At 66.9% G+C, this 9,380-nt stretch carries 5 protein-coding genes and 1 pseudogene; 1 reads left to right on the top strand and 5 read right to left on the bottom strand.

What is annotated here, in order from left to right:
* Positions 1-96: 96 nt before the first annotated feature.
* Positions 97-1,323, top strand: a pseudogene (locus L1965_RS15720) (Aq_1262 family (lipo)protein); the annotation flags it as partial.
* Positions 1,324-1,494: 171 nt separating this feature from the next.
* Here L1965_RS15720 and L1965_RS15725 read toward each other — a convergent pair.
* The 5 genes from L1965_RS15725 to L1965_RS15745 form a co-directional block, all read right to left on the bottom strand.
* A complete protein-coding gene (locus L1965_RS15725) occupies positions 1,495-1,872 on the bottom strand; it encodes a hypothetical protein (RefSeq protein ID WP_235757379.1) in 378 nt (125 codons plus the stop codon).
* Between the two features lie 42 nt (positions 1,873-1,914).
* Positions 1,915-2,724, bottom strand: coding sequence for an ATP-dependent metallopeptidase FtsH/Yme1/Tma family protein (locus tag L1965_RS15730; protein ID WP_439332100.1), 810 nt, complete (start codon positions 2,722-2,724; stop codon positions 1,915-1,917).
* Between the two features lie 23 nt (positions 2,725-2,747).
* The gene (locus L1965_RS15735; RefSeq protein ID WP_235757380.1) at positions 2,748-3,218 is read right to left on the bottom strand and encodes a DUF2793 domain-containing protein; all 471 of its coding nucleotides are present in this window, start codon (positions 3,216-3,218) and stop codon (positions 2,748-2,750) included.
* 230 nt (positions 3,219-3,448) lie between these two features.
* Complete coding sequence (locus L1965_RS15740; RefSeq protein WP_235757381.1) at positions 3,449-7,429, bottom strand: peptidoglycan-binding protein; 3,981 nt, start codon at positions 7,427-7,429, stop codon at positions 3,449-3,451.
* Positions 7,430-8,062: 633 nt separating this feature from the next.
* Positions 8,063-9,079 carry a zinc-dependent alcohol dehydrogenase family protein gene (locus L1965_RS15745; RefSeq protein WP_235757382.1) on the bottom strand — a complete coding sequence of 339 codons (1,017 nt, stop codon included), beginning with the start codon at positions 9,077-9,079 and terminating at the stop codon, positions 8,063-8,065.
* Between the last annotated feature and the right edge of the window lie 301 nt (positions 9,080-9,380).

Below are 9,380 nucleotides of genomic sequence, written 5' to 3' on the forward strand. Positions count from 1 at the left end.
AGGAGGAGATCGACCCCATTCTCAGCATAACTACGAAAGCCGCCTGATCATGACCTCAGGCCATCTGGAAATTTACACCACCTTGACGGACGTGACCATATCAAGACCTATGCGGCCAATCTCGACCTCGTGGCCGCTGCTGTGTCCGACCATCTTCCCCAGAACGCGCCTACCACCTATCAGGGCGCAGCCGCAGACATTCCGGTGCAGCCCGGCCTTTACCCGCAGGGAACCGAATTCGCCCACCCGCTGCACTACGTCGATACCGCCGCCGACGGCAGCGAGGGCGCCCCCGGCCGCTTCCCTGGCGCGCGCGCCGACCGGGTGAAAGAAATCCGCTACATGTACAAGATCAGGGCGTTCGACCCCGACTATGCCGGCCCCGAGATCAAGGAGGAAAGTGCCCCCGCCTATGCCAACCGCAAAGGGGGCTGGATCGACAACGGCGCGGGCTGGATCCTTGCCGGCTGGATCGAGGACGCAGGCGGTGCGCTGCGCGCCCAGACACCCTCGGAACTGGTGCAATGCGTGGGCTGCCATTCGGGGCATGAACCGCAGCGCGAAACCGGGGGCCATGCAACCTTTCAATCCGGCGTGGGCGTGACCATCGACGGCACTTGGGCGATGCCACGCCGCCTGCCCGGCGAAGCCGGCTGGGGCGAGATGACCGCGATGGGCTATCGTGCGCCGGACGATTCCGACGCGGTGGGCACAGCAGCCTATCCCGACCCGATCAACCGCGCTATGGCGACGGGGGAGTTTGCGCATTTCCTGGAAAATGTCGTGGGCGTAAGCCTTTACGGCGATATGCCGGCCAGCGTCGAGGCGTTCCTGTCGAACACGATCCGCGCGCAGAGCGGCTATTCCGCCGATTGGCCCGCGTTGGAAACCGCGTCGGCAGAGGCTTACGTGGAAACCCAGCGCCTTCGTGCCCGGCTCTTGAAAGAGTTGACCGCGAACGGCGCGTATCAGGATACCGAGGGCAACCTGGTCGGCGCGTTGCTTTATCCGCCACGATCCTCCGCGCTTGAAGCCGCGCGGGGCTACCGCATGGTCGTGGCCACCCAGCGATTTGATTTCGGCAAGGATGTGTTCCCCGAAACGCCCGTGACTTTCCGCTATTTCCGCGAACCCGAGACCGCATTCGCCCATCAGGATGGCCGCCCCTACGAGGTCGGCGAGACTGTCGTGGACCGCCCTATCGACGAGGATCGCACAAGCCTGACCTGGGGCGTAGGCATCGCGCCGACGGAAATCACAGACTCGCCCGACTACCAACCGATCCTCGACTACTTAGCCGAACATGCGGGGCCAAGCAGGTGATGCCGACGACGGCCAAGCCTGAACTTGCCGCCGTCTCAAAGAGATTTTCCGGCAGGCTCGAACACACTGTACCAACACTGACGAACTGTCGGTCGCGTCCGGAATGGTTGTCTGTTCTTGAGGAACTGCAACGCAGCGCAAATACCTCACTAAAGGGCGGGAGTGGGCCGATCACGTCGTTCGGGCCGATGCATCACCGACCGCTTGCCCCACCTGATCCATCCAAGCCTCCCCGGCGAGAAAGCAGAGATCGTACAGGCTGACCTCCAACGGCTCGCGTCCGCAGGTCAGCCGCTTGAGTACCGCCGGTGCGAGGTAGGCCAGCCGCAACTGGCGACTGACATGGCGCTCGGCCAGCCCGACGGCTTCGGCCAGTTCTTGGATCGTGCTGAATTCGCCAGTGTCCATGCGCCGCCGCCAACCCCACGCCCGCCCAATGGCGTGGAGGACATGCGGATCCTGCGTCTGGTCCTCGCTCGGCAGATAATCGGCAGGCGGCAGGATTTTCGGCCGACCATTCTTCTTGCGGACCTTCAATGGTATCAGCACGCGAATTGTGTCATCGGCATGCCGCCCGTGCCTTGCTCTAGATCAAGCCGCCGCGTTCCTGGGGTGATGCACCCTGGCCGTGAACTCCGACAGGTCAGCTTCGTCGAGCGTTTCCTTCTCGAGAAGCCGCGCGGCGCTCTCGCGCAGGAGATCGGCATTGACTTCCAGGATGGCCAGTGCCCGGTCGAATACGGTGTCGATCAGCGCGCGCACCTTTTCGTCCATGCGTTCGGCGCTGGCATCGCTGTAGCGGCGGTTCAGCCAGGACGACTGGTCGCCGGTGCCCAGAAATCCGGGCCGATCAGTGTCATAGCTGACATGGCCCAGATCGGGGTCCATGCCGTAGCGGGCCACCATGGCGCGGGCGATGTCGGTGGCCTTCACAAGGTCGTCGGCGGCGCCTGTCGAGAGGTGATCGAAGATGATCTTCTCGGCCGCGCGCCCGCCCAGCAGGACAGCGATCTTGTTCTCCAGTTTCTCCCGCGTCATCAGGAACCGGTCCTCGGTCGGGCGCTGGATGGTATAGCCGAGCGCGCCGATCCCGCGCGGAATGATCGAGACCTTGTGCACCGGATCGGTTCCAGGCAGCGCCATCGCCACCAGCGCGTGCCCCATCTCGTGATGGGCGACGATCTCGCGTTCGCGCGGGTTCAGCACGCGGTTTTTCTTCTCCAGCCCCGCGACGATGCGCTCGACGGCATTGTTGAAGTCGTCCATCGCCACCGCATCGGCCTTGCGGCGGGTCGCGAGCAAGGCCGCCTCGTTGACGAGGCTCGCCAGATCGGCGCCCGAGAAGCCGGGGGTGCTCCCTGATCGTTGGTGTCGGTGTTGTTCAGGCCGATCTTCGTCCAGGTCCCGACGCCCACATAATTGTCTTAGTTCGTGTACGCCTTGAAGCGCGGCAGCCGAGGCTGGTCGACGATGCCGGTGGCGTTGTCAACGCTGAGCCCGTCGAAGAAGGTGCTGCCGTCGGAGGAGACCGCGAGCCGGAGGCGGTCGGAGCCGAACAGCCCCACCAGCGCCTTGGTCACGAAGCCGGTCTGCAGCGTCAGGCCGAGATCGTCGCCCGCGGCCTCCTTGTTCATGGTGTAGAACAGATCGCCGGTGCCACCCTCGGCCACGGTCTTCGCCGTCCAGAGCGCGGCGTTCAGCTTGGCCGAGAACGGGTTCGACGCATCCGCCGTCGTCCCCATCCCGAGCAGCGCCATGTTCTGCAGCGCCGTGGGTGTCGTTCCGATCCAGCCTGTGCCGTAGTAGACCAGCAGCAGGCCCTCGTTCTCGACCCACGCGCGCCAGCCGGTGCGTGGCGGCAGACGTAGCCACGCCCCGTCCGTCCAGAGCGCCACATTCAGGTCCCAGCCCGCCCAGTCAGGCGCGCCGCTTCCTTCTCGAGGGCCGCGAGATTGAAGCGAGTCCACGCTTCCTTGACCCGTTCCGAAAATTCATGAGCATCTTGGTGGCCCGCGCCCTTCAGCGTGACATCGTCAAACTCGCCTGAACTGATGGTCAGGGCGGTTCCGAGTATCCCCTTTCTGAGGGAAGGCGCGCCCGCATTTGCGAGGAAATGGCGTGACCGCTAGAGCTTGATGTCGGCAGCCTGTGCCGCGGGCTTGGGCAGCGCATCATGTTCTTCGGCCAGCTTGCGGTCCATCAGCCAGACCTGAAGGATCTTCACATTCTGCGGTGCATCGAAAACCATCGCGCCGACCACCGGGCCGCAGCGCGCGGGGTCGATTTGGCCGGGCCGATCGCTCACCACCTCGGGCCAGCCGGCCTCGAACCAGAAGTCGGGCCGGTTGTGGTAGCTGCGCTCAGGCAGGCCGAGATCGGCCGTCGGCGTCAGCACGGGCGCCATCTCGCGCTCGGGTTGCCCTAGGAGCGACTCTCCGCCGCAGACGCCCCAGCCGTCCTCGCCCTCGGGCAGCAGACCCCACAACCAGCCACCATCAAAGGCCTCGCGCGAGATCGGGCCGTATTTCGCGGTCAGGCTTTGGGCCAGCGCCGCGTGGTCGGTCTGCCCCGACGCAAGGGGTAGGCGGCGCATGATCGCAACGACTGGCTGGCCTTCGGCGTGCGGTGCGTAGACCGCCGTGATCGCCTCGCCGGTGGAGGGGTTCAGAAGACCGCGTGCATGACCGAACATGCCCTTGCCGGGCGTTGTCTCGGTGAACAGGACGGCCTCGCCCAGATGGGCCCGTGCGGCTTCCTCGATCGCGGCCAGTGGCATGCCCGTGGTCAAACCCACGACGTCGGCGGCGACAAGCGGTGCAGCCTCCAGCGGCGCCCAGTCGGGCGGGGTCAGCGACAGTGATTGCTCCATTCCGTAGCCGATGCGGCCTCGCCACGCCCTTACCTGTTCGGCCGGGCCGGCGACGAGGACCACGCCTCGAAGCCCTTCTGGAAGGTCCCGAAGGCCGTCGAGGCTTTCCAGCCGGACACTGTCGCGCCGCAATGTCACGGCCGTCGCTGACGCATCATGGCCCTCGGGGCCGACAAACGGCATCGACGCGGTGCCGACCACCCCTGAGACCAGGCTGGCCGATTGTGGCACCAGACCCGCGAGCGGACGGACCACCGATCGTCCGTGATAGCGACAGCTCTCGCGCAGCCGCGGCGCATCATGCAGCCAAAGTCGGTCGGGACCGGGGCGGGCCCTGTCCTGCGTGATCGCAGCTTCCTCGGCGGCAAAGGTCGTCAGATCGCCCAGGATAGCGGCCGCGTTCCGAATCAGGACGTTCGGGTGTTTGCCAATCTCGGCCGCTCTGATCTCGGACAGGCCATCACATCCGGGCTCGCCCTGCGGCACCGCACCGATCGGCATGACCAGGCGGTCCGGCAACACCGCGACGCGCTTCATCGTCCAGTCGCGGAAGGAAGGCAGCAGCGCGGTCAGGCCGCTGGCGTCAGGTGTCGCCATCGGGTCGGAGTAGAACCGGCCCCACGCCAGATCGCCACGGATCGGATCCGGCTCGGCCTCGAACCAGCGCTCTCGCATCAGCCGCTGAACCAGCATCCGGCGCCAGGAAAGGTCATCATAGATATCAGGATCAAGCGACAGCGCGAGCAGATCGAAGCCCTCCTGATCCAGCAGCAGCGTGTCAGGCGGATCTGTCGGACCATCCGCGGCGACCGTTGGTGCAGGGGCCTTCGGGGCGGGCTCGGCGCCGACGCGCAGCAGGATCGGATCCGGCAATCCGTTGCCCCCGTCTGGACCCAGAAGCATTGCCTCGGGCTGATCGAACTTCAGAACGATCCCGCTGCCGTTATAGTCGTCCTCTCCGACTTCGACAGGCCGGACCAGAAGATAGGCGGCGATCCGATTGCCAACATCGCGGAAGCTGTCGATGGCCGCGGCTTCCTCGGGCGAAACCTGCAACTCCGCCAGATCGCCCGTCAAAAAGCCGAGGTCGGGTGGGGGCATTCCGGTGCTGTCGCCGTCATGCGGCACGGCCCGCAGGCCCTCGACCGCGATTGGAAAGCGTCCCTGTTCGGGCTGGTAGTCGCCAAGTTCCATGCTTGCCGCGATCCAATAGCGCTCGCGGGCCTCCGCGGCCACCTCGTCGCGCAGTCGGCGGACCTTTGCCGCGAGATCGCCGGTCTCGCCCCGGCCTCGCAACATCTGTCCGATCAGATAGCTGGCATGAACGTCCTGTGGATCCGCCGCGACTGCCGCACCCATCAGGCTCCTGCCGGTCGTCGCCAGGACATCGACGGGAATGTCCAGCATGCCGGTTTTGGCCGCGACCGCCCGTTGGGGCGGCTCGGGCACCGCCACATCCAAGATCTTCTCGGTCAGGCCGGGATCGAGGTATAGCGCGGCGCGCTCGATCCGGCTGCGCGGTTTGACGATGCCCAGCTCTGCCTCGGTGATGGGGCCCGCGCCTGGCGCGCGCATCAGCATCTCGTCGATCATGTAGTCGACGACGAAAAAGATCTCGCGGCCAGGCGCGCCGGACGGGTTGCGCTCGGCGATGCGCTCAAGCAGCGACTGCGCCCGGTCGGGAGGCAGGATGACCCTGGCATCAATGATCATGTCGGGCCCGGGCTCGGCCAGCGGCAAATGCAACGACATCCAGTTCCCGAGTTCGAGAGCGAAGCCCTGGATGCCGAAGTCGTATTCGCCGAGATAGACCGGGTTGACCTGACGCAATGGCAGCGGCAGGTCCGGGGCGCGCGAGACCGCGATGTCGCGCACCGCAGCTGCGTTCTTGGTCATGGCCGCGTGGAGGGCGAGTTCGCTGACCTTGGAGTGGGGCGTGCGCTGTGCGATTTCGACCGGGAACAGGTCGAGTTTCTGGCGCGGCGTCAGGTAGCGCTGCGCCAACGTGTCGGCCAGCGCCACGTCGGGCAGCCGGTCCGGCCCCGCCTCGACCAGCCGACGCAGGGCCAGCGCCTCGGGCAACGCATACCAGTCAAGCCCCCAGTCGCGCTCAAGCATCCGCTGTTGGAATCCGCCGAAGACTTGCTCTCGGGGCTCGGGCACCCATCGTCCCTCGCTCTCTGCCCCGCCATAGAGCGCGACAAGCGCCGCGGCATTGGCGGGCTGGTCCGGCACCGAACTGGCCGGAGCATCCCCCCGGTCCCAGACATGCAGCAGCTGGTCGGACAACGGCGGCTGATCAGCACGGCTTGGGGCCGGCGCCCGGCGGATCAACGTGACGCTGTTGATCCGGGCCGTACCGGTGCCACCGCGATACGATCGGTCGAGCGGCGTGATGGTCGGCTGCAGGTCGGACAGACTGACGTCGATCTGCAGCAAGAGCTTGCTGCGCTGGTCTTCGCCCGGAATTGCCCATGCTTCGAAACCGTCGGGAACCGGCAGGTAGAAAGGCTGAGCGGAGCGGAGCGTCCAGGCCACCCGCCTCGGCCCTCGGGTCCGGATCGGCAGGTCAATCAGGGTGGGCGTGCCCTCGATGATGGGACCCAGGCCTCGGGTGTCGAAGACGGCGGGCTGACCGTTCCACGCCGGCCGGACCGCAACCTCGCGTTCAAGGATCACTCGGTCAGGCGGCGGCAGGTCCGGTCCCGGCAGCGCGGCGCGCAACGCCTCGCGCTTAAGGGCCGGATCGGCATATTTCCGGGTCCGGATTTCGGGTGCGATGCCCGCAAGGATCAGAAGGTTGACCACACCGTGGTCCTCAAGAATGTCGGGCTGTCGAGCGGCGACCCATACAGCAAGGCGCTGAGCGAGCGCGTCGTCGCCCAGGATGGCGTCGGCAGGCTTCGCAGGGGCCGCAACCTGCTGCAGGGGAACAGGGCCGGCCTCCGGGCGCGCCGCGCCGGTCGGGCCCGCTCCTGCGGGCGTCAAGGGTGCAGCCTGCGCCCCACGGGCACCGGCATCAGGCCAGGGGGTGGCCGGCGCAGGGGATGGAGACGTTGCGATCAGTGCTTGCGCCTGCTTGCCAAGCAGATAGCCGGTCGCAGGTGCGCCCAATGCCGCCTGCCAGTTCGCGATCGCCCGTCGGCTGCCCGACCCAAGAATTCCGTCGATCTCGCCGGAGTAATATCCGGCATCTGCAAGCGCCCGCTGCACGGCCATCCGCTGTTCGATGCTCATCCGTGGCTGCTGCGGCGCCGGCGCGGCCGGTTCTGTGACGCGCTGCGCCCTTGGCCGGGCTTGCTGGCGCTGAGGTTGGCGAAGTTGCGGCTGCGGTTGTGATCGCGGCTGGCGCAACTGCTCCTTCATGATCTCGCCGGCTATCGTACCGAACAGCTTCCCGAGATCGTCGGCCTGTGCGGGTTGCGCGAAGGCAATCAAGGCCCCGAGGCACGGTCCAACATAACGGATACTCCGAATCATCGTTACCCCCGCATGCACGCACGCACGCACGCACGCACGCACCGAAGATATCACGCGAAAGCGATTCGACGGATAAGAAAACCGTCTTGCGACCATCCTGATCACGTGGGTTTGCCGGCCCGTTTCCGGGCGTCGTGCAGCAGCGGTTTGCTGGGCAGGACAAGTTTGCGCATGACGGCCGTGATCACGCGTTTCGGCGCCCGCAACAGCGCGATCCTGTCCAGAAGCACCGCAACGAGGGCCGGCGCGCCGGCCGGCGTATCCGCCGCGCATCAACTGCTGTCCCCTCCGCCCGCGCGACCGGCCTGTCGAGGGCGCGAGTCCGGCGCGGATCGCAACCCGATTATACGGGAATTCGACCGGCCGCGGCGGCGAAAGGCGCCACCCTGCTCATGGCACCAGCACGGCCGCCCCCTGAAAGCGACCATGGCGCAGATCCTCCAGCGCCTCGTTGGCGCGGGTCAGCGGATAGGTCGTGGTCTGAGCCCGGATGCCCGCCCTGGGCGCGAGAGCCAGGAATTCGAGCGCATCGGCGCGGGTCAGGTTGGCGACCGACACGACCTGACGTTCCTCCCACAACAGGGAATAGGGAAACGCGGGGATGTCGCTCATGTGGATGCCGCCGCAGACGACCCGGCCACCCTTCCTGACGGCCCGCAGCGCAAGAGGCACCAGCGCACCCACCGGCGCGAACAGGATCGCGGCGTCCAGCGGTTCGGGTGGCATCGCGTCGGACGCCCCGGCCCAGACCGCCCCCAGCCGCCTCGCCATGGCCTGCGCGGCCTCGTCGCCCGCGCGCGTGAAGGCATAGACGTCGCGCGCCTGCCAGCGCAGCACCTGCGCCAGCAGATGCGCGGCGGCGCCGAAGCCGTAAAGCCCGATCCGCCGCCCCTCTCCCGCCATCCGCAGCGAGCGCCAGCCGATCAGACCCGCACACATCAGCGGCGCGGCGGCCACCGGATCGTCGAAGCCCTCCAGCGGGAAGGCATAGGCGGAATCGGCGACGGCATGGGTGGCGAAGCCGCCATCGCGGGTAAAGCCGGTGAATTGCGGCGCATCGCAAAGATTCTCGCGCCCTGCGGCGCAATAGGGACACTGCCCGCAGCTGTGACCCAGCCAGGGCACACCGACGCGGGTGCCGGGGGCAAGGGTGACACCGGGTCCGGCCGCCTCGACGCGGCCGACGATCTCGTGCCCCGGGACGATGGGCAGATGCCCGCCCGGCAGTTCCCCGTCCACGACATGCAGATCGGTCCGGCAGACGGCGCAGGCCTCGACGCGCAGCCGCACCTCGCCCGGACCGGGCTGCGGCAGGGGGCGTTCCTCCCAGACCAGCGGCGCACCGGTCCGGCGCAGGACCATGGCCCCCATCCGGCCTTCGGGAAGATGCTGTGATGCCGGTGTCATCGGTCGCTCCTGTCATCGACGTCGGCCCTCACTTTGGCACCGCCGGCGCGCACTGCCAATCTGTTCCATCCCGGGGGCGGGCATGCGCCCCATCGCCCTGAACCAAAGGAACGCCCTCTTCGCCGGCCGCGACGCCGGGGCCGAAAGCTGGGCCGTCATTGCCTTCCGGATCGAGACAAGCATGTCAGCGGCGTGGTCCTGGCCTAGGTGTTCAGTCCCGGCATCTGGTGGATCGGGTCGAGGATGAATCTATCGGGCTCTGATGTCCAGGTTTTGCAGATGTATTCGTAGGGCGTGAGGC

The sequence above is a fragment of the Paracoccus salsus genome (assembly GCF_021556615.1).
GTDB lineage: Bacteria > Pseudomonadota > Alphaproteobacteria > Rhodobacterales > Rhodobacteraceae > Paracoccus > Paracoccus salsus.

Bases quoted from the DNA above. Each gene is read 5' to 3' on its own strand.
- L1965_RS15740 (WP_235757381.1), bottom strand. From the start codon at position 7,429: ATGAGCATCGAACAGCGGATGGCCGTGCAGCGGGCGCTTGCAGATGCC.
- L1965_RS15745 (WP_235757382.1), bottom strand. From the start codon at position 9,079: ATGACACCGGCATCACAGCATCTTCCCGAAGGCCGGATGGGGGCCATG.